20 protein-coding genes are annotated in these 20,475 nt (G+C 29.8%); 10 read left to right on the top strand and 10 right to left on the bottom strand.

What is annotated here, in order from left to right:
- Window positions 1–119 precede the first annotated feature (119 nt).
- Window positions 120–1,130: a type IX secretion system protein PorQ gene (porQ, locus tag JEY78_RS14125; RefSeq protein ID WP_291852738.1), complete on the top strand. Its 1,011-nt coding sequence runs from the start codon at window positions 120–122 to the stop codon at window positions 1,128–1,130.
- Window positions 1,131–1,134: 4 nt separating this feature from the next.
- Window positions 1,135–1,833: a (d)CMP kinase gene (gene cmk / locus JEY78_RS14120; RefSeq protein ID WP_291852735.1), complete on the top strand. Its 699-nt coding sequence runs from the start codon at window positions 1,135–1,137 to the stop codon at window positions 1,831–1,833.
- Here cmk and JEY78_RS14115 read toward each other — a convergent pair.
- Window positions 1,819–2,451 (bottom strand): 7-carboxy-7-deazaguanine synthase QueE, encoded by a 633-nt coding sequence (locus JEY78_RS14115; RefSeq protein ID WP_291852733.1) that lies wholly within the window; start codon window positions 2,449–2,451, stop codon window positions 1,819–1,821. The two genes, cmk and JEY78_RS14115, sit on opposite strands and share 15 nt — an antisense overlap.
- A gap of 106 nt (window positions 2,452–2,557) precedes the next feature.
- On the opposite strand from JEY78_RS14115, the gene JEY78_RS14110 reads away from it, so the two are divergent.
- Entirely contained in the window at window positions 2,558–4,072 is a 1,515-nt protein-coding gene (locus tag JEY78_RS14110; protein ID WP_291852731.1) for a helicase HerA-like domain-containing protein, read from the top strand.
- Window positions 4,073–4,141: 69 nt separating this feature from the next.
- Complete coding sequence (locus JEY78_RS14105) at window positions 4,142–4,717, top strand: hypothetical protein (protein WP_291852729.1); 576 nt, start codon at window positions 4,142–4,144, stop codon at window positions 4,715–4,717.
- Window positions 4,718–4,729: 12 nt separating this feature from the next.
- Here the strand turns inward: JEY78_RS14105 and JEY78_RS14100 are convergent, their stop codons facing one another.
- A complete protein-coding gene (locus JEY78_RS14100; RefSeq protein ID WP_291852727.1) occupies window positions 4,730–6,088 on the bottom strand; it encodes an MBL fold metallo-hydrolase in 1,359 nt (452 codons plus the stop codon).
- Window positions 6,089–6,234: 146 nt separating this feature from the next.
- Here JEY78_RS14100 and JEY78_RS14095 point away from each other — a divergent pair, with 146 nt between their 5' ends.
- A complete protein-coding gene (locus tag JEY78_RS14095; RefSeq protein WP_291852725.1) occupies window positions 6,235–6,594 on the top strand; it encodes a cupin domain-containing protein in 360 nt (119 codons plus the stop codon).
- 141 nt (window positions 6,595–6,735) lie between these two features.
- Here the strand turns inward: JEY78_RS14095 and JEY78_RS14090 are convergent, their stop codons facing one another.
- Window positions 6,736–7,611, bottom strand: coding sequence for a bifunctional 5,10-methylenetetrahydrofolate dehydrogenase/5,10-methenyltetrahydrofolate cyclohydrolase (locus tag JEY78_RS14090; RefSeq protein ID WP_291852723.1), 876 nt, complete (start codon window positions 7,609–7,611; stop codon window positions 6,736–6,738).
- A 52-nt stretch (window positions 7,612–7,663) separates the two neighbouring features.
- On the bottom strand, window positions 7,664–8,995 hold the full coding sequence (gene ffh, locus JEY78_RS14085) for a signal recognition particle protein (protein ID WP_291852721.1): 1,332 nt from the start codon (window positions 8,993–8,995) through the stop codon (window positions 7,664–7,666).
- A gap of 191 nt (window positions 8,996–9,186) precedes the next feature.
- On the opposite strand from ffh, the gene JEY78_RS14080 reads away from it, so the two are divergent.
- The gene (locus tag JEY78_RS14080) at window positions 9,187–10,881 is read left to right on the top strand and encodes an FAD-dependent oxidoreductase (RefSeq protein WP_291852719.1); all 1,695 of its coding nucleotides are present in this window, start codon (window positions 9,187–9,189) and stop codon (window positions 10,879–10,881) included.
- Window positions 10,882–10,946: 65 nt separating this feature from the next.
- Here the strand turns inward: JEY78_RS14080 and JEY78_RS14075 are convergent, their stop codons facing one another.
- Genes JEY78_RS14075 through JEY78_RS14065 form a run of 3 tightly spaced genes read right to left on the bottom strand, consistent with a single transcriptional unit; the run spans window position 10,947 to window position 12,996 of the window.
- Window positions 10,947–11,549, bottom strand: a complete 603-nt coding sequence (locus JEY78_RS14075; RefSeq protein WP_291852717.1) for a YdeI/OmpD-associated family protein — start codon at window positions 11,547–11,549, stop codon at window positions 10,947–10,949.
- A gap of 33 nt (window positions 11,550–11,582) precedes the next feature.
- Window positions 11,583–12,065: a peptide-methionine (R)-S-oxide reductase MsrB gene (msrB, locus tag JEY78_RS14070; protein ID WP_291852714.1), complete on the bottom strand. Its 483-nt coding sequence runs from the start codon at window positions 12,063–12,065 to the stop codon at window positions 11,583–11,585.
- A gap of 49 nt (window positions 12,066–12,114) precedes the next feature.
- On the bottom strand, window positions 12,115–12,996 hold the full coding sequence (locus tag JEY78_RS14065) for an alpha/beta hydrolase (RefSeq protein WP_291852712.1): 882 nt from the start codon (window positions 12,994–12,996) through the stop codon (window positions 12,115–12,117).
- Between the two features lie 75 nt (window positions 12,997–13,071).
- Between JEY78_RS14065 and JEY78_RS14060 the strand changes: the two genes are divergently transcribed.
- The 4 genes from JEY78_RS14060 (at window position 13,072) to JEY78_RS14045 (ending at window position 16,901) form a co-directional block, all read left to right on the top strand.
- The gene (locus tag JEY78_RS14060; RefSeq protein ID WP_291852709.1) at window positions 13,072–13,893 is read left to right on the top strand and encodes a M48 family metallopeptidase; all 822 of its coding nucleotides are present in this window, start codon (window positions 13,072–13,074) and stop codon (window positions 13,891–13,893) included.
- Between the two features lie 75 nt (window positions 13,894–13,968).
- Window positions 13,969–15,279 (top strand): MFS transporter, encoded by a 1,311-nt coding sequence (locus JEY78_RS14055; RefSeq protein ID WP_291852707.1) that lies wholly within the window; start codon window positions 13,969–13,971, stop codon window positions 15,277–15,279.
- Window positions 15,269–16,468, top strand: coding sequence for an L-2-hydroxyglutarate oxidase (lhgO, locus tag JEY78_RS14050; RefSeq protein ID WP_291852704.1), 1,200 nt, complete (start codon window positions 15,269–15,271; stop codon window positions 16,466–16,468). The genes JEY78_RS14055 and lhgO overlap by 11 nt, the downstream gene beginning before the upstream one ends.
- Window positions 16,469–16,478: 10 nt before the next feature.
- Window positions 16,479–16,901: a secondary thiamine-phosphate synthase enzyme YjbQ gene (locus JEY78_RS14045; protein ID WP_291852701.1), complete on the top strand. Its 423-nt coding sequence runs from the start codon at window positions 16,479–16,481 to the stop codon at window positions 16,899–16,901.
- Here the strand turns inward: JEY78_RS14045 and JEY78_RS14040 are convergent.
- The 3 genes from JEY78_RS14040 to JEY78_RS14030 are packed head-to-tail and all read right to left on the bottom strand — an operon-like array spanning window position 16,898 to window position 20,467.
- Window positions 16,898–18,553, bottom strand: coding sequence for a SulP family inorganic anion transporter (locus JEY78_RS14040; RefSeq protein WP_291852699.1), 1,656 nt, complete (start codon window positions 18,551–18,553; stop codon window positions 16,898–16,900). The genes JEY78_RS14045 and JEY78_RS14040 overlap by 4 nt on opposite strands.
- Before the next feature lie 35 nt (window positions 18,554–18,588).
- A complete protein-coding gene (locus JEY78_RS14035; RefSeq protein ID WP_291852696.1) occupies window positions 18,589–19,032 on the bottom strand; it encodes a hydrogenase maturation protease in 444 nt (147 codons plus the stop codon).
- Window positions 19,016–20,467 carry a Ni/Fe hydrogenase subunit alpha gene (locus tag JEY78_RS14030; RefSeq protein WP_291852693.1) on the bottom strand — a complete coding sequence of 484 codons (1,452 nt, stop codon included), beginning with the start codon at window positions 20,465–20,467 and terminating at the stop codon, window positions 19,016–19,018. Before JEY78_RS14030 ends, JEY78_RS14035 begins: the two co-directional genes overlap by 17 nt.
- Window positions 20,468–20,475: the final 8 nt, after the last annotated feature.

Raw genomic sequence — 20,475 nt, 5'->3', positions numbered from 1 at the left:
CTTTCTTTTGAAAACCTTCAACTTTTTTGTTGAAGGTTTTTTTTTGAACTTTCCCCTAAATTTTTATTGACGTTTTAGCTAAATTATCCTTAAAAATCAGTTTATTTGTAGTTCCAATTATGAAAAAAAATTTGATACTTTTATATTTAATTTCTTCAACTATTTATTCTCAGGTTGGAGGGGAGAGTATCTATAATTTTTTGAATTTAACGAGTTCTGCTAGACAAGCTTCTTTAGGTGGTAAAACTTTAACATTATTAGATGATATTAATCAACCAAATTGGAATCCTTCAATTATTAGCCATACATTGAACAATCAGTTAGCAATTAATTATATTAATTACTTAGCTGATATTTCATTAGTTTCTGCTTCATATGCGTATTTGGTTAATAGAAACATTGGTACAATACATTCAAATATTTCTTATTTAAATTATGGAGATTTTATTAGTGCGGATGAGGAGGGTAATGAAACTGGTAGTTTTAAAGCATACGATTTTTCAATTTCAATAGGTTATTCCTATAATTTTAAGAATACTGATTTTTACTTAGGAGGAAATATTAAGTTTATAAATTCAGTTATAGAAAATTATTCATCTTTTGGAATGGGTGCTGACATTGGATTATTATATTATAATGAACATAAACCTTATGTGGTAACTTTGGTAGTTAGAAATATGGGTTATCAAATTAAAGTTTATGAAGAAATTAGAGAAGATCTCCCTTTGGAAATTTCATTAGGGACATCATACAAATTGGAAAACGTTCCTATAACTTGGCATTTTGTTTTGGATAATCTTCAAAATTGGGACATTGCTAAAAGTAATCCTTCAAATGAAACTACTACTATTGACGGTGAAACAAGTGAAGAGAAAATTTCAGTGTTAGAGAATGGGATAAGGCATTTTTCTTTGGGAGCTGAATTATTCCCGGAAAAGGGTTTTAATTTAAGATTTGGTTATAATTTTAGAAGATCAAAAGAATTATTTTTGACGGATAAAAGAACTTTTGCTGGTTTTACTGCTGGTTTTGGGATTAAATTAAATAAATTAAAATTTAATTATGCATTTTCTAAGTATCATCCAGCTGCAAATTCAAGTACATTTAGTTTATTAGTAAATTTAAATTAAAATTTTGAGTAGAATAACGATTGCGATAGACGGATTTTCGTCAACAGGAAAAAGTACAATAGCTAAAGAATTGGCTGCTAAATTACATTATGTATATGTAGATTCTGGTGCAATGTATAGGGCTGTTACGCTTTATGCCATGCAACATGAATTTATTAATGAAGGTTATTTTTTTAAAGATAAACTGATAAATAATTTAAACGACATAAACTTAAGCTTTCATTTTAATGAATCATTAGGTTTTGCAGAAATATTTTTAAATAATGTAAATGTTGAACACAAAATAAGAACTCTAGAAGTATCAAATTTTGTAAGTAAAATAGCTGAAGTTTCTGAAGTTAGAAGAAGATTAGTTGAAGAACAACAAGAAATGGGCAAAAATAAAGGTGTTGTAATGGATGGAAGAGATATTGGTACCGTGGTTTTTCCAAATGCTGAATTAAAATTTTTCGTGAATGCATCAGCTGATAAAAGAGCAAAAAGAAGGTTTGATGAATTGATTAAAAAAGGTGATAAAGTTACGTATAAAGAAATTTTAAAAAATGTTAAATATAGAGATCGTGTTGATTCGACTAGATTAGATTCTCCACTTGTAAAAGCAGATGATGCAATTGAAATTGACAACTCTGATTTAACATTAACCGAACAATTTGATCTTATTTATGGTATTGTTAAATCTAAACTTGATTTAAGGGATATTTAAATACTTGTGAGTTTGTAATGAAATTTTCCATTTAGGATTTTTCATAACATAATCAACAATAAGAGGAGTCATTTTTTCGCGATTACTCCATTCGGGTTGTAAGAATAATTCACAGTTTTCACCAACTTTTGAAGCTTGTTCTTCAGCAAACTTAAAATCGTTTTTATTATAAATTATCATTTTAAGCTCATGAGCTTTCAGATAGATTGGTTCTAAAGGTAATTTTGTTTTTTTTGGAGATAAACAAATCCAATCCCAAAATCCACTTAAAGGATACGCTCCGGAAGTTTCAATATGAGTTTTTACATTATTATTTTGTAAGGATTTTGTAATGTATTCTAAACTCCACATTAAAGGTTCACCACCAGTAACAACGACTGTATTAGCTAATTTGGTTGCGTTTTTTACAATAATATCTGTACTTGTAGGAGGGTGTAATTTAGCATTCCAACTTTCTTTAACATCACACCAATGACAACCAACATCACATCCGCCAATTCTTATAAAATAAGCAGCTTTACCTGTGTAAAACCCTTCTCCTTGGATGGTATAAAATTCTTCCATTAAAGGAAGCATTTCTCCCTTATCTATAAGTTGTTGAATTTCGTTTTTTATCATGCTGCAAATATACATATAACTCCCAATAATAAATAATTACAACTTAATATGTGTTGAAATTTTTATTTTGATATTTATATGTTATTTTTAACAAAAATATTTACAAATGAATAGGAAGGAAGCTTTTTTTACTCAAATAAATGATGGTTACCAAACTAAAGGTGATTTTATAGTTTTAGGATCTGGAATGTTAGATGGTGAAACTATTAAGGATGCATTTATTAAAGTGCCATTAAAAACATTGAATAGACACGGATTAATTGCAGGAGCAACGGGAACTGGTAAAACAAAAACGTTGCAAGTTATGGCCGAAAATTTATCTGAAAAAGGTATTCCTACGCTGTTAATGGATATTAAAGGAGATTTAAGTGGTTTAGCACAACCAAGTGTAGGGCATCCTAAAATTGATGAGCGTCATGCTGCAATTGGTTTGCCTTTTGAAGCAAAAAAATTCCCGGTTGAAGTTTTAACAATTTCAGAACAAGATGGTGTTAGATTAAGAGCTACAGTTTCTGAATTTGGACCTGTTTTATTATCTAGAATTTTAGATTTATCAGAAGCTCAAAGTGGAATAGTTTCTATTATTTTTAAGTATTGTGATGATAATAAATTACCACTTTTAGATTTAAAAGATTTCAGAAAAGTATTACAATTTGCTACAGAAGAAGGCAAAGAAGAAATTCAGAGTGAATATGGATTAATTTCTACAGCTAGTACAGGAGCTATTTTAAGAAAAATTGTTGAATTAGATCAACAAGGTGGCGATTTATTTTTTGGCGAACGCTCATTTGAAGTTCAAGATTTAGTAAGGAAAGATGATGAAGGAAAAGGAATTATTTCTGTTTTAAGATTAACGGATATACAAGATAGACCACAACTGTTTTCAACATTCATGTTGCAATTATTAGCGGAAATTTATGCAACTTTTCCAGAACAAGGAGATAGTGGAAAACCTGAGTTAGTTATTTTTATAGATGAAGCTCATCTTATTTTTAAAGAAGCTTCAAAAGCTTTATTATCTCAAATTGAAAGTATTGTTAAACTAATTCGTTCTAAAGGAATTGGATTATTTTTTGTAACTCAAAACCCGAATGATGTACCAGATGATGTATTAGGCCAATTAGGTTTAAAAGTGCAACATGCATTGCGAGCTTTTACTGCGAAAGATAGAAAAGCCATAAAGCTTGCTGCCGAAAATTATCCAAGTTCTGAATATTATGATGTTGATGAAGTTTTGACTAAAATGGGAATTGGAGAAGCTTTTGTTTCAGCATTAAATGAAAAAGGGATTCCAACGCCATTGGCTTGTACAATGTTAAGAGCTCCAATGAGTAGAATGGATATTCTAACAGATAAAGAATTAAACGATCTGATTAAAAATTCTCGTTTATATTATAAATATAATGAGATTATTGATAGAGAAAGTGCGTTTGAAATTTTAACTGAAAAAATTGAAAAAATAAATGAGAAAGAAGAAGTAGAGGAAAGAAAAAAAGAGGCAAATAAATCTACATCAACTTCTACAAGAAGCAGAAGTACACGAATGAATCCTATTTTAAAAGTTGTAACTAGTGCTACTTTTATTCGCGGAATTTTAGGAATTTTAAAACGTGTAATTTAATTTAAATTTTTATTAAATATTTAGTGTAAAAATACGTTTAAAGAAGAAATTAAAAAATATAGTCAATCAATGTTAGTTAATAAAAAGCTCTTAGTTATAGTTATTCTTGTGTCTTTAATAAGTATTCAGTGTTCAAAAAAGAATAATTTTACAATTGAAAAGGGGAAAGTTGGTGTTATAACTAAAGAAACCCAAATTAAAGATTTATCAGTAATTTTTAAAAATGATTCAATTGTATCAAAATTATTTGATTCTGTTGCAAATAGTCGAGAAAATTTATTTTCAAATGAAGATGATGAATACATAATATACTCCAAAAATGGAGATAAATTATTAGAAATTTCACCTGAAAAATTAAATGATGAAACTTCTACAATAAAAAGTATACAGATATTTAATTCAAACTATAAAACAGAAAAGGGAATATCATTAAAGTCTACCTTTAAAGAAATTAACGAACATTATTTAATTAATAAAGTAGAATCTACCTTAACTTCTGCAACCTTATTTATTGATGAATTAAATGCAACAATATCTATTGATAAAAAAGATTTAGGATTAAATGGTTTTAGTAGAGAAGAAATTTCTGTTGAACAAATACCAGATAATGCTAAGGTTAAATATTTTACTATTTGGTTTAATTAGTTTGGATTAATTTTAATCTATATAATATTCATTATTTAACTTTGCAACCGTACAATTCCAGTTTAAAACAGTTTTTATTTTTGTTCTAAAAGCTTGACTTTGATGTGGTTCTCCGTGATTTATAAAAGTTAAAATTGGTGGTTTTTTAAAGTGAGAAAGCCAATCTAACAATTCGGTTTGATCTGCATGACCAGAAAACGCATTTATTTTAAAGATATCTGCTTTAATTGGATGATATTCTCCAAAAAACTTCACTTCTTTATCTCCAGCTAGCAGGGATCTTCCTCTAGTTCCTTCGGCTTGAAAACCAACAATGAGCACACTGTTTTTACTGTCAGAAATTAGTTTATCTAAATAATGAAGTACTCTTCCTCCAGTAATCATGCCGCTTCCAGCAATTACAATTTTTGGGTTTGTATCATTTACTATTGCTTTAGATTCTTCTATCTCACTTATCAAATGAACTGTAGATAACATGTCATTTATGTCTTCATCGGTTAGTTTATGGTTGTTTTTATGCTTAAAATAAATTTCGGTAGCATTAACACCCATTGGGCTATCCAAATAAATAGGAATGTTTGGAAGTAGTTTTTGTTTTTTTAATTTACTTAATAAGTAAATTATTTCCTGAGCTCTTTCAACAGAAAATGATGGTATCACTAAAATTCCTTTTTTTAGAAATGTTCTAGTTATGTATTCAAGTAATTCATCTTCAATAGACATTGTTTCGTGAATTCTATTTCCGTAGGTAGACTCAACAACTAAATAATCTGCTTGTTCAATATATTCATACTGTTCTAAAAGAATTGGTTTTTTTCTACCAAGATCTCCAGAAAAAACAACAGTTTTTCCATCAATTTCTACAATAGCAATTGCACTTCCTAAAATATGTCCGCTATTTAAAAATTTAAATTTAATGGAATCGTTAACAATAAACCAATTGTCAAAGTCAATAGTTTCAATTTTACTAACGGCTATTTTAGCATCATCAACTGTATAAAGTGGTTTTGCAGGGCTATGATTAGAATAATTATATTCATTGGCTCTTCTGGCATCTTCTTCTTGAATTTTACCACTATCTAATAAAATAATTTTTGTTAAATCTTTGGTTGGTTTTGTACAATAAATTTTTCCTTTAAAACCTTCTTTTACCAAAACAGGTAAATAACCGCAATGGTCTAAATGTGCGTGGGTTAGAATTACAAAATCTAATTCAGCTAAATTTATTGGCAGTTTTTCCCAGTTTTTTTCTCTTAAATCTTTTAATCCTTGAAACAAACCACAGTCAATCATAATTTTAGTATAATTGGCTTCTAATACTATTTTTGATCCAGTTACTGTTCCAGCTCCACCTAAAAATGTTAATTTCATAATTAGAGTATTTAAATATGAGTAAAAAATTCAGTTGAATTCCTTCTCTAATTTACGATTTTAAACTGATAAGTTAATTTTATTTTAAGATTTATATTTCACAAAACATAATTTTATCAATAAATTTGAAGAAATAATTATTTAAAATGAAAAAATATACAATTCAAAAAAAACCATTTGTTGTACCAACTAATGATGGAAAATTAATAGAAGAGCATTTTGGAAATGCAAGTATAAAGTCTGAATTAAGTATTGCTCATATGATTGCTCCACCAAATTGGAGTGAGCCTTTTCAAACTCCTGAATTTGAAGAATATACATACATAATTAAAGGTAAAAAGCAATTTAATATTAATGGAGAAATAGTTGTTTTAAAAGCAGGAGAATCTATTAAAATTGAAAAAGGAGCTCGTGTGCAATATTCTAACCCTTTTAATAAAGAATGTGAATATTTAGCGGTTTGTTTACCTGCATTTTCAATGGATTTAGTACATAGAGAAGCATAAAAAAAGGTTACATAAAAAGTCTAATTTCGTCAACCTGAACTTGTTTCAGATTCTCATTTGGATTGAAAACAGTATGTTGAGATTCTGAATTAAATTTAGAATGACGATTCTAAAAGTTTTTTAGGGAACCTTGTTTAAATTTTAAGCTTTTCTTTCACACGCCAACAATGTATTTTTCATAAGCATAGCAATAGTCATTGGTCCAACTCCCCCTGGAACTGGCGTAATAAATGAAGATTTTGGACTCACACTTTCAAAATGAACATCACCAGCTAAACGATAACCAGCTTTTTTACTAGTGTCTTCAATTCTTGTAATTCCAACATCAATTATTACAACGCCATCTTTCACCATACCACCAGTTAAAAATTCAGGAATTCCTAATGCTGCTACAATAATATCAGCTTGTAAAGTTAATTCTTTTAAGTTTTTTGTTCGGCTATGAGCAACGGTAACTGTAGCATCGCCAGCAGGACGTTTCTGACTCATTAAAATACTCATTGGTCGCCCAACAATATGACTTCTTCCAATTACAACTACATGTTTTCCTGAAGTTTCTACTTTGTAACGTTCTAATAATTCTAATATTCCATAAGGAGTTGCTGGTAAAAAAGAAGGTAAATCTAATGTCATCCTGCCAACATTTGTTGGATGAAAACCATCAACATCTTTATCTGGGCTTATTGCCATTAAAACTTTTTGTTCATCAATATGCTTCGGTAATGGTAATTGAACTATAAAACCATCTATATCTGTGTTTGTATTTAATTTTTCAATTTCTTGTAATAGCTTTGTTTCAGAAGTTTCTTCAGGTAAATCTATTAATGTAGAATTAAATCCAACTAATTCACAAGCTTTCACTTTTGCATTTACATAGGTCATACTAGCACCATCTGTTCCAACCAAGATTGCAGCTAAATGTGGCGTTTTTTTACCTTGTTCTTTTAATTGTTTTACAGATGCAGCTATTTCAACTTTTAAATCTGCGGATGTTTTTTTTCCGTCTAGTAAAATCATTTTATGTATTTTTTATAAAAAAAGGCAAACAAAACTGTTTACCTTATTAATATTATCTTCCCATTCCTTTCATCATCTGCATCATTTGCCTTCCACCGCCACCTTGCATCATTTTCATCATTTTACTCATTTGAGTAAATTGCTTTAACAGTTGATTTACATCTTGAATTGTAGTTCCAGATCCTTTTGCTATTCTTTTCTTTCTGCTTGCATCAATAGTTCTTGGTTCTGTTCTTTCCCCAGGAGTCATAGAATGTATGATAGCTTCAATTCCTTTAAATGCGTCATCATCAATATCTACATCTTTCATCATTTTTCCAGCTCCAGGAATCATTCCCATCAAATCTTTCATGTTACCCATTTTTTTGATTTGTTGAATTTGTTTCAAGAAATCATCAAAACCAAATTGATCTTTTGCAATTTTCTTTTGAATTTTACGAGCTTCTTCTTCATCATATTGTTCTTGTGCGCGTTCTACTAACGAAACAACGTCACCCATTCCCAAAATTCTATCAGCCATACGGTCTGGATGGAAAACATCAATAGCCTCCATTTTTTCACCAGTACCAATAAATTTAATAGGTTTATTTACAACAGATTTTATTGATAATGCTGCTCCACCGCGTGTATCACCATCTAATTTTGTTAGAATTACTCCATCAAAATTTAAAATATCATTAAAAGCTTTTGCTGTATTAACAGCGTCTTGCCCTGTCATAGAATCTACAACAAACAATGTTTCTTGTGGATTTACGGCTTTGTGAATATTAGAAATTTCATTCATCATTTCTTCATCAACAGCTAAACGACCAGCAGTATCTATAATAACAACATTTTTACCTGTTGCTTTTGCGTGTTTTATGGCGTTTAATGAAATTTCAACCGGATTTTTATTTCCTTCTTCAGCATAAACTTCAACCCCAACTTGCTCCCCAACAACTCTCAACTGATTAATAGCCGCAGGACGATATACGTCACAACCAACTAGTAAAACTTGTTTTGTTTTTTTAGTTTTTAAATAATTGGCTAATTTTCCAGAAAAAGTAGTTTTACCAGAACCTTGTAAACCAGACATTAAAATTACTGTTGGTGCACCAGATAAATTTATACCTACGGTTTCACCACCCATTAAAGTAGTTAACTCATCTTTTACAAGTTTAACCATTAATTGCCCAGGGTTTAGTGTAGTTAGTACGTCCTGACCAATAGCTTTTTCCTTAACAGTTGTAGTAAAATTTTTGGCTATTTTAAAGTTAACATCGGCATCTAATAAAGCTCTTCTAACTTCTTTTAGAGTTTCAGCAACATTTACTTCTGTAATTTTTCCGTGACCTTTTAATACATGAAAGGCCTTATCTAATTTATCACTTAAATTATTAAACATAGTTTCTCGCTTCGTTTTTAGAGTTCACAAATATAATAAAAACTGCGTAATTGTTTTATGGAAATGTGAATTGAAATTGTAATTTAAAAATAAAAATATGTGCTCTTTATTACAATAACGTTTTAGTGATAATTATTACCCTCTTGTTTAAAAAAACATGTGAAATTTGCTCAGATTTTAAAAATAAAGAAATGGCGAAAATAGTTATAATTGGTGGTTTATCTGCAGGGCCATCAGCAGCAGCAAAAGCAAGAAGAGAAGATGAAAATGCAGAAATTATCCTCTTTGAAAAAGGCGCACATATAAGTTATGCCACTTGCGGAATGCCATATGCGTTTTCAGGTGTTATTGAAGATAGAAGTAATTTAATTGTTGTAAAGCCAGAATTATTACAAAATAGGTTTAATATTGATGTTAGATTAAACGAGGAAATTGTAAAAATTGATACCCAAAATAAAATTGTTTATTCTCCAAAAGGTGAATATAGTTACGATAAATTAGTTTTTGCAACAGGAGCTAAATCAATTGTTCCTCCTATCAAAAATATTGAAAAAGCAACAAATTGGTCTACTTGTAGAAGTATGATTGATTTTGATAAAATTACTACTGAAGGTTTAGCAGCTACTTCAAAGCATGTTACAGTTATTGGAGCTGGACTTATTGGGGTTGAAGTTGCTGAAAATTTAAAAGAAGCAGGTAAAAATGTTACTTTAATTGAAGGTGACAGCCAAATTTTAAATATGTGGCAGCAAAAATTTGGAAATTTTGCAGAAACAATTTTAAAAGAAAAAGGTATAGAAGTTATTACTTCAGGTTTAGTTTCTGAATTTGAATTAGATGAAAACTGGAAAATTTCTACCGTAAAATTAAAAGATGGTAGAACAATAAATACTGATTTTGTAATTTTAAGTGTTGGAATTAAGCCAAATACCAATTTATTAATTGAAAACGGTGCAGAACATATTGGAAACGGTGCTTTAAAAGTAAATGAGCATATGGAAACATCTATAAAAGATGTGTATGCAGCTGGAGATAATGTGGCTATTAAAAATTTACAAACAAATGAGTACGATTATTTTCCATTAGGAACGCATTCAAACAAAGCGGGAAGAGCGGCAGGAGCAAATGCAGTTGGTGGAAATATCAATTTTAAAGGAGCTTATAAAACGGCCATTGTAAAAGTATTTGATTATACATTAGCACGTACAGGTTTAAATCCAAGAGCATTAAACCAGTTGGAAATTCCATTTAAAACAGTGTTAACTATTGCAGGTTCAACTCCAAGTTATTATCCAGATCAAAAGGATTTAATTTCTGAAATTTATTACCATGCCGAAACTGACCAAATTTTAGGAGCAGAATTATTTGGTGAAGTTGGAGTTGATAAAAGAGTAGATGTTTTAAGTACTGCAATTTATGCGAAATTAAAAATTGCTGATTTGGCACAATTAGATTTAGCATATGCACCACCATATTCACCGGCAAAAGATCCAGTTGTTGTTTCAAGTTTTGTAGCTGAGAATATATTAAATAATAGAAGTGTACAGGTTTCTGTTGAGGAATTAGATGATTTTTTAACAGATGAAAATACAAGTCACTATACCTTAATTGATGTAAGAACGGTTGCTGAATTTGAAAAAGGTACCATTCCAAATGCTGTAAATTTTCCTTTAGATGAAATTAGAAATAATATTGATGCTATAAAAACATTGAATAAACCAATTATTATTTTTTGCCAAAAAGGATTACGTGGTTATTTAGCCGAATTAATATTGAAACAAAATAAAATTGATACTATTCTTAACTTAGCGGGAGGTTTTAAATTATGGCAAATGTATAGCGATAAAATTGTAATTCCAGAACCTGTTTTGGTTGAAGAGAAATAAAAAAATAATTTATTTTTGAGTAAAAGGGTGTTTTTGCAAATTCAAATTTTGTAGAACAACCTTTTTTAACATTTATACTGTTCGTGCATTTTAATATTTTTTTCAAGATTAAAAATAACTTTTTCAAGTCTACTCAGTTTGGTAGCTTCTCTTTTAGCTTCTAAAATATAAAGTGCATATTCCTTTCTATAAGTATACGCCATATTTTCAAAATTAGTTTTAGCTAATTTATTTTTTTCTAAAGCATTTTTAAGTAATTCTGGAATTTCTACTTTTTTACTAGTTTTTGTTTGTTTAACGGTATTTTCTAACAAAAAGGCTTCCTTAAAATAATCTAGTAGCTGTTTTTTATTTATTTCTGAAGAAGTTTCAAATTTAATATTTCTTGTATGCTGAGCACTACAATCACCTGTAAATAATTGATATTGGTCACTCATATTTGCCCCATTAAAAAAAGTAAGCGATACGTGATTTTTATGTGCTGAAAACCCACAAACCATTTTATGGTTAATAAATATTGGCCTATTCCACTTCCAATCTTCAATTATTTGTTGTTCAGTTTTATGAATTAAGAATCGAATAGTTTCACAAATTTCTTTCGAAAAAGTAGGTAAACTTTCAATATAATCATCAATTAAAAGTGTTGCTGTTGGATTTGCTTTAGTCATTTATGATTATTTTAAAATACCAAATTACAAAAATTATTTTGTTGCTTTTACAAATTTTATAGATGAAGTATTCACACAATAGCGTTGTCCTGTTGTTTCTTTTGGACCATCATTAAAAACATGTCCTAAATGACCACCACAAGAAGCACAAATAATTTCAGTTCTAATCATTCCATGCGATTTATCCAAAACAAATTCAACAGTGCCTTTTATGGCATCATCAAAAGAAGGCCAACCACAATGCGATTCAAATTTACTGTTAGACTTAAATAGCTGTAAATTACATGCTGCACAATGGTAAGTTCCTTTTTCAAAATGAGAAGTTAAACCACTTTCACTTGGTGCATCAGTTCCTTTTTGTCTTAATACAAAATATTGTTGTGGCGATAATTCTTTTTTCCACTCAGCTTCAGTTTTAGTAACTTTTTTAACCATTGTTTTGTTATTTTTAACTTGAGAATTTCCTTGAAAATATAATAATGACATCAAAAATACTATAAAATATAATTTCTTCATAAATACAAATTTCTGTAATAGACGTAAATAGTTAAAATTACTTACTATTTTAATTGGTTTTATGAATAAAATCTATAATTCGCTCTATAACAAAATTATCCTTTAAAATTCGAGTATGACCTAAACCATTGGTAATTAATATTTCACCAAAATCTAAATTTTTTCGAATATTATATGCACATTCAACAGGCACCTCTTTATCTGCGGTATCGTGAATCACTAAAGTTGGTATTTTAACTTGGAGTGCAGCAACACTCCCAGAATAATTATCAATGTCTTCACCAAATTTTTTCTGAAAAAAGTATTTCATTTTATCAACTAGCTTTCTACTTAGTTCTAATTTTGAAATAAAACCAATCATTATATCAGTAATAATATCACCAGAACCAATTATAATTGCTTTTTTAACTTTTAAAAATCGTTTTACACTATTTAAAACTGACATTCCACCTAAAGAATGTCCGATTGCAATTTCAAAAGGACCATATTTTTCTTCCAAATATTTTGATGTTGCAATAAATTCTGTCATCATAGTAGTTTTGCCAGAAGATTTTCCGTGGGCAGGCGCATCAAAACTTATAGTCATAAATCCATTTTCTAATAATTTATCGGCAATTTTATATAATTGAGTTCCTCTACCAGACCATCCGTGAACCAAAAGCACTTTTCTTTTAGAATATCCATAGCTATATACCATCACTTCTTTATTTAGTTCAGGAATTTTAATAAGTTCCTTTTGAGCACTTTTTGCCATCATTTTTTCACGCTCAGGAGTTTTGTATCTAATGGGAGTTCTAAATAATTTTACGGCAAATTTGGTAGCAAGCGTAATAGAAAAAAATTGCAATATTTTTCCTGTATATAAAATAGATTTTGGAATTTTTGGAACATTATTTGAAGGCTTACTTTTATCAGATTCAATTTTATTCATTTAATTGTTTAATTTTGTTTGTAAATATAGAATTTGTATTTTTAAAGATTAACTAGAAATTAAAAAAACTGAAAAATGAAAAAATTTATTTCACTGTCACTTGTGTTTTTATTTATTGTGAGTTGTAGTACAGTGCCCATTACTGGAAGAAAAAGGATTAATTTTGTGACTGATGCAGAAGTATTGCCGGCAAGTTTTGCTCAATATGAAGGATTTTTGAAAGAGAACAAAATTTCTACAGACAAAAAACAGACCGCTGAAATACAAACAGTTGGTTTAAACATTTCAAAAGCTGTTGATAAATTTATGAGGGCAAATGGAATGGTGGCAGAAGCAGATAGTTACCGTTGGGAATTTAATTTAATTGATGATCCAACTATTAACGCTTGGTGTATGCCAGGAGGAAAGGTGGTTTTTTATACAGGTATTTTACCAATGTGTGCAAATACAGATGGAATTGCTGCGGTTATGGGGCACGAAGTTGCGCATGCTTTTGCAAAACATGGGCAAGAAAGAATGTCTACAGGTACTTTATTACAATTAGGTGGCACAGCAGTTGCGCTTGGAACTGCTAATAAAGACCCAAAAACACAACAAATTTGGAATACAGCTTTTGGTTTAGGAGCTCAATATGGAATAGCTTTACCATTTAGTAGAAGTCATGAAACAGAAGCTGATAAATTAGGAATGGTGTTTATGATTATGGCTGGTTATAAACCAGAAGAAGCTATAAATGTTTGGATTAGAATGAGTCAGCGTGCAGATGCGTCTAGTGCGCCACCAGAGTTTATGAGTACACATCCATCCAATGAAACTAGAATTCAAGATTTAAAAGCATATTTACCAACAGCTATTGAATTGGCAAAAAAATATAATGTTGCACCTACAAAAAGTTAATAGCATTAAAAAATAATTATAGTATATTGTAAACCGTTCTAAAATAAATTAGAACGGTTTTTTATTTTTTAGAATATGTTAAAAAAAGGAGATAAGAAGTTAATAAACGCATGGGCCTTTTATGATTGGGCAAATTCGGTATATTCATTAGTTATTAGTACAGCAGTTTTTCCAATTTATTATAGTAGTTTAACAGAATCTTTCTCAAATATTGAAGGGAAAATTAATTTTTTAGGAACACAATGGAATCCAACAACATTGTATGATTATACATTAGCTTTTTCATTTCTTATTGTGGCTTTTATTTCTCCAATTTTATCAGGTATTGCAGATTATACGGGTAATAAATTAAAATTTTTAAAGGCTTTTTGTTTATTAGGCTCTTTATCTGTAATGAGTTTGTATTTTTTTAAAGGTGAAGAAACACTTTGGATAGGAATTGTTTTTACAATATTAGCCAGTATTGGTTTTTGGGGAAGTATTGTTTTTTACAATGCATATTTACCCGAAGTTGCACATCCAGAACAGCAAGATAAAGTTAGCGCAAAGGGATTTATTTTCGGCTATATTGGTTCTATTATTTTATTGCTTTTTAGTTTGGTTATGATAAATAAACCAGCACTATTTGGAATTCCTGACGCTGGAGTTGCATCAAGAATTACCTTTTTAATTGTTGGTGTTTGGTGGTTTGGTTTTGCGCAAATTACATATAGTAAATTACCAAATAATATTTATAACAGAAAACCTGAAAAAGATTTTATTTGGAAAGGTTTACACGAATTAAAGATAGTGGCTTTAGAATTAAAAAATCACCTTGAATTAAAATTCTTTTTATCTGCATTTTTCATGTACAGTGTTGGTGTTCAAACAATTATTTTAATGGCTGGAATTTTTGGCAGTAAAGAGCTTGGTTTACCTACGTTAGATTTAATTGCAGTAATTTTAATTGTACAAATAGTTGGAATTGCTGGGGCATTTTTATTTTCTCGATTGTCTAATAGAATTGGAAATATTTCATCATTAAAAATCACTGTTTTTATTTGGGCAATAGTGTGTGCTACAGCTTTTATGTTGGATAAATCTAATGAGGATGTTCATTATTATTTTTATGGAATAGGAGCTCTTATTGGATTAGTAATGGGCGCAATTCAGTCACTTTCACGTTCTACATATTCAAAATTATTACCTGAAACAAAAGACCACGCAACTTATTTTAGCTTTTATGATGTTACTGAAAAAATAGCCATAGTGTTTGGGATGCTAGTTTTTGGATTGTTAGTTTCCCTTACAGGTTCAATGCAATGGAGTGTATTGTTTTTAGCTATTTTCTTTTTAATTTCTTTTGTTTTGCTGACCTTTGTTGGAAAAACAAAATATGTCCAATAAATTTGATTTTATTATTGTTGGAGGCGGAATTGTTGGGTTGGCAACCGCCTATAAATTGCAATTAAAATTCCCAAATAAATCTATTGCTGTTTTAGAAAAAGAGTCTGAAGTAGGAATGCATCAAACAGGTAGAAATTCAGGTGTAATTCATTCCGGAATTTACTATAAACCAGGTTCCTATAAAGCATTAAATTCAAAAAAAGGAGGGAAGCAGTTGGTGAATTTTGCTGTTGAAAATAATGTAAAAGTTGATGTTTGTGGGAAAATAATTGTAGCTACTAAAAATGAAGAATTACCAATTTTAGAAGGTATTTTTAACCGAGGAATTGAAAACGGAACGGAAGGAATTCAATATTTATCTTCAGAAGAAATTATAGAAAAAGAACCTTTTATTGTTGGTTTAAAAGCCATTTGGGTTCCAACCGCAGGAATTATAGATTACGTGGGTGTTTGTAAAGCTTTTGTACAACAAATTAATACGATAAATTCTGAAAGTGGATTAATTAGTTCTTGTGAAGTTAAAAAGATATCTTCTTTAAAAGATAAAACCATTTTAGAAACAAATTCAGAAACTTTTGAAGCTGCTAAAGTTATTTTTTGCGCAGGTTTACAGTCCGATAGAATTGCAGAAAAAGACAATGCAAAACTAGACATTCATATTGTTGGTTTTAGAGGCGATTATTTTGAGTTAAAACCAGCAGCAGCTCATAAAATTAAAAACTTAGTATATCCAGTACCAGATCCAAAATTTCCTTTTCTCGGAGTTCATTTTACCAGAATGGTGGATGGAAGTATAGAATGTGGTCCAAACGCCGTTTTTACTTTTAAACGCGAAGGTTATAACAGAACAAGTTTTAGTTTTAAAGATACTTTTGAAGCACTTACGTTTAAAGGAACCTGGAAATTATTTGGCAAACATTGGCGTAAAGGAATTGATGAATATAAAAGGGCTTTTTCTAAACGATTGTTTGTGAAAGAACTTCAAAAAATGATGCCATCTATTACTGTTAATGAAGTGCAAACCGCAAGATCTGGTGTAAGAGCACAAGCCATAGATTTTGATGGAAATATGGTAGATGATTTTAAAATTATACATCACAATAATAATATTCATGTGTTAAATGCACCTTCGCCGGCTGCAACTGCCTGTTTATCAATCGCTGATGAAATTGTTGGCAAAGTAAATTAATTTAAATCCCATGAAATTTTATCAAAAGGAAATACAAATTTCACCTAAAAAAAGAGGTTTTCATTTAATTACAAATGAAATTATTGCTGCCTTTCCAGAATTAAAGGAAATAACTATTGGTCAATTACAGGTTTTTATTAAACATACTTCAGCAAGTTTAACAATTAATGAAAATGCTGATGCCAGTGTAAGAACCGATTTTGAAAGTCATTTTAATAAAATAGTTCCTGAAAATATGCCCTATTATATTCATACGTATGAAGGACCAGATGATATGCCTGCTCATATTAAAGCTTCTATTTTAGGTAATTCATTGCATATTCCAATTTCAAATGGAAAATTGAATATAGGAATTTGGCAAGGAATTTATTTGTGCGAGCATCGAGATTTTGGTGGTGCTAGAAAATTGGTGTTAACCGCTTTTGGAAATTAGGTTTCTAAATAAGTTTTAGCTCTAGAAACAGCCATAGTAATATTACTAACAATGTATTTTCTGTCAATTATTTCATAAATACCATTTTTTCTAAAACCACTTCTTAATTCTGGGCTAATTCCAGATAAAATGATTAAAATTCCACTGTTATTAAAAGTTTTAATAATCTCTTTTAAACTTTGAAACCCAGTTGCGTCAATCATTGGAATGTAGCGCATTCTGAGAATTACCACTTTACAATCGTTATTAAAACTGGTTAAAGTTTCTTGAAATTGACGCGCAGCTCCAAAAAATAATGGTCCATTAATTTCAAACAGTTGAACTCCTTTAGGTAAATCATGTATTTCCTGCTCAAAAAGTTGTTCTTTTAATTTGTTTTCAGAAGTAATATTTTGAATATGAACAGATTCGCTCATTCTTTTCATAAACATAAAACTTGATAGGATAATTCCTATTTCAATGGCAATAATTAAATCAAAAACAACAGTTAAAAAGAAGGTTGTTAGCAAAATAATGATATCCATTCTGTGCCCTTTTAAAATAGAAATAAATTGTCGCCATTCACTCATATGATAGGCAACAATTACTAAAATTCCAGCTAAACAAGATAAAGGAATTAGTTTTGCGTATGGAGCAAATAATAGCATGATAGCTAATAAAACTAATCCGTGAATTATTCCAGCAATTGGAGTTCTTCCTCCATTTTTTACATTTGTTGCGGTTCTTGCTATGGCGCCAGTTGCAGGAATTCCACCAAATAATGACGATACAATATTTGCAAAACCTTGTGCAATTAACTCAATATTTGATCTATGTTTTCCTCCAATCATAGAATCTGAAACAACTGCAGAAAGTAATGATTCTATACTTCCTAAAATGGCAATTGCAAATGCAGGTTGAATTAATGATTTTATAGTTTCGTAATTAAAATTTGGAAGTGATGGAGCAGAAAAGCTTCCTGAAATATTTCCAAAATTACTTTCAATAGTTTCTACAGGTAATTTAAAATAAACAACTGAAATTGTAGCTATTAAAATTGCAATTATAGAACCTGGAATTTTTTTACTTATTTTTTGAAAGATTAAAATGATTAAAACAGTTCCAATTGCTATTAAAAAGGAATACCAGTTAATTTTGCTAAAATTATTGAAGTAAACAATCCACTTATCAATAAAATCTGCCGGAACTTTTTCAATACCAAGGCCAAAAAAAGCATTTAATTGAGAGGAAAAAATAATAATTGCAATTCCACTGGTAAAACCAACAACCAATGAATAAGGTATAAATTTTAATAAATTTCCGAGTTTTAAAATTCCCATTCCAATAATAATAACTCCCGCCATAAAAGTTGCTATGGTTAACCCATCAATACCAAATTTTTGAACAATACCGTAAACTATTACAATAAAAGCACCTGTTGGACCGCCAATTTGAACTCTACTTCCTCCAAATGCAGAAATTAAAATACCTGCAATAATGGCAGTTATTATTCCTTTTTCTGGTGAAACACCTGAAGCAATTGCAAATGCTATTGAGAGTGGAAGCGCTACAATACCAACAATAATACCGGCTACAATATCTGTTGAAATTGTTTTTTTTGAAATTCCCTGTTTTATTAATGAAAATAATTTAGGAGTAAATTCTGGTTGCATTACTAAATTTAATTGAATATTAAAATTAATAAAATTTAAAATATAAACGATTTAAAATGGGACAAAGAATTATTTAAATTTTCTGTAGCTTTATTTGTTAAACTAATAGTAAAATTCCAACTGTAGCCATCAATTTTAATTACATAGGCTTTTGGCTTTTTATCATAAATTGTTTCACACAAATTTAATATTTGGTTTGGAGGAACCGAGTGGGTAGAAAAGGCTACTTTTTCCGCAGGATAAATTTGTTCAATAGCAAATCCATTGTTATTTGTAGTTTTATTTGCGTCAACAAAAATAACAGTATCATACTCGCTAATTAATTCGGCATCTTCCACCATTAATTGATATTTGTATAATAAATGATCTTCATTATAGCCATCTTCCATTAATTTATCTAAAAAACACCAACCAAGACCATCGTCTTGGCGAGTGTTATTTCCAATACCTATTATAAGTGTTTTATCTAATTTTTTCATCTATTAAATTTCCTTGGATGTCTTCTATTTGAACAATTAAAGGCATTTCACCTAATGCATGTGTTGCGCAACTTAAACAAGGATCGTAGGCTCTAATTGCCATTTCAATTTGATTTAGCATAGGTTCAGTAATCTCAGGTTTATCATTTAAAACTTCCTGAGCAACAACTCTAACGCCTCGGTTCATTGCTTCATTATTATGCGTAGTAGATACTATTAAATTACATTTTGTGATTAAGCCTTTATCATCAGTATGATATTCGTGAATTAAGGTTCCTCTTGGCGCTTCAATAATACCAATTCCTTTATTTCTCGGCGTTCCTTTTCTAACTAAATCGGTTCCCATTAACGCATCATCATGTAATAATTCCTTCATTAATTCTGCACAATGTAGCATTTCTATTAAACGTGCCCAATGTGTGTGCATGGTCATATTGTTAGGTTTGTTTTTTGTGTATGCCTTAAATATTTGTCGTTCAATTTCTGCAAAAGGGGTTGTAATATGTGAAGCAGTATTTAAACGCGCTAACGGACCAACTCTGTTCCATCCATTTTCTCTTCCGTATTTTGTCATATAAGGAAATTTTAAATATGACCAAGGCTCTACAGCTTCTTTAAAGTGGTAGCGATATTCAATATCTTCAATATTTAGAAGTTCTTTTCCTTCAAAATCAACAGAACGTAATCTTCCATCGTATAATTCTAAAGCCCCTGTTTCTTTATCAACCAAGCCTAAATGATTTGATGGATACGCGGCAAAATGATCAATCCATTTAGCATTTTCGGTGTGATAATTTTTCATAAAGTCGATTATTTCTTTTGACCATTGAATCATAGTATCAATTGTTGGAATTTGAATTCCATCTAAAAAATATTGACGTTCTTGTTTGGTAAATGTTTTATGAACTCCACCAGGCACAGCTAATATTCCGTGAATTTTTTTGCCTGCCAGCGCTTTAATTATTTCTTGACCAAATTTTCGCATTAAAATTCCTTTTTTTGCCAATTCTCTATTTTCTGCTGCAACGGCAACAATATTTCTTTTTTCAGCAGGAGCGTTGATACCAAATAAAATATCTGGTGAAGCTAAGTAGAAAAAGTGTAATGCATGAGACTGAAATACTTGTCCGTAATGTAATAATTTACGCAATTTTGTAGCAGTAGGTGATAAGTTTTCAGGATCAACACCAACTAATTGATCAATTGCTTTTGCGGCTGCAAGATGATGACTTACAGGACAGATACCACACAAACGTTGCACTAAAACTGGTGCTTCCCAATAGGGATGACCTTGTATAAATTTTTCGAAACCTCTAAATTCTACAATATGTAAAAAAGCGTCTTCAACTTTACCATTTTCATTTATTTTAATGGTTACTTTTCCATGACCTTCAACTCTGGTTACTGGTTCTATAACTATTTTTTTTGTACTCATTTTTAAAT

Origin of the sequence: Lutibacter sp., assembly GCF_016342705.1 — a bacterium.
Taxonomy (GTDB): Bacteria; Bacteroidota; Bacteroidia; order Flavobacteriales; family Flavobacteriaceae; genus Lutibacter.
Note: the sequence above shows the minus strand (reverse complement) of the source record. Positions and strands in the feature narration are given on the sequence as shown.